Annotated in this window: 1 protein-coding gene; it reads right to left on the reverse strand. The window is 61.3% G+C overall.

Going from position 1 to position 1033, the window contains the following annotated elements; genetic code table 11:
* Positions 1-1033, reverse strand: a 1033-nt coding sequence (locus tag ADADOO_RS04355) for a class I tRNA ligase family protein (protein ID WP_511275323.1), incomplete at both ends; no start/stop codon positions are given.

Genomic DNA, 1033 nt, shown 5'->3' on the forward strand with positions numbered 1-1033 from the left:
CGCCAGCAGTGCGGGTAGCTATGTTTGATTTTCTCGTTTTTTAACAGTCGACCGTGGGATTCGAGTTCCTGCAGCACCAGCGGATTCGCTTCCCAGACCGTCTTGCCGGCCAGTTCGCCGACCGACAGGGCCGGCGTGGTGCTGATGAAGCGGCCATCGTTGGCGACCGGGTTGTTGACCGGGAGGCCGTATTTCTTGCCGATGTTGTAGTCGTCCACACCGTGGGCCGGCGCCGTGTGCACCAGGCCGGTACCGGCCTCGGTGGTGACGTGCGTACCGCAAATGATCGCCACATCGCGCGGCTGGAACGGGTGCCTGAGGAGGATCTGGTCCAGCTTGTCGCCGCTCGTCGAAGCAATCACCGTCCCCGTCAATGCATAGCGCAGGAGCGCCGACTCGGCCAACTCGCGGGCCAGGATCAACGCCCCCTTTTCGGTTGCGATGAGGTCGTAGGTAAGGTCCGGATGCACACTGACTGCCTCGTTGGCCGGCAAGGTCCACGGCGTCGTCGTCCAGATCACGGCAAAGGCCGGGCCGGGCAGATGGCTCAGACCGAAAGCGTTGGCCAGCTTCTCGGCATGGTTTTCATGCACTTCGAAGGCAACGTCGATAGCCGGCGAATTCTTGTCCTCGTACTCGACTTCGGCCTCGGCCAGCGCCGAACCGCAGTCCAGACACCAGTTCACCGGCTTCAAGCCCTGGTAGAGATAACCCTGCTCAAGAATCTTGCCGAGCGCCCGGATTTCGCCGGCCTCGGCCGAAAAATTCATGGTCAGGTAGGGATTGTTCCAGTCGCCCAGCACGCCGAGACGGATAAAATCCTTCTTCTGGCGCTCGACCTGCTCGGCCGCATAGGCGCGCGACAACGCGCGCACCTGGTCAGCCGGAATAGCCTTGCCGTGGAGCTTTTCGATCTGGTGCTCGATGGGCAGACCATGGCAATCCCAGCCCGGAACGTAGGGCGCATCGAAGCCGGACAGCGTTTTCGAACGAACGATAATGTCCTTCAAAACCTTGTTGACCGCATGACCGA

It is taken from the genome of Azonexus sp., from assembly GCF_036170495.1.
In the GTDB taxonomy this organism is placed as follows: Bacteria; Pseudomonadota; Gammaproteobacteria; order Burkholderiales; family Rhodocyclaceae; genus Azonexus.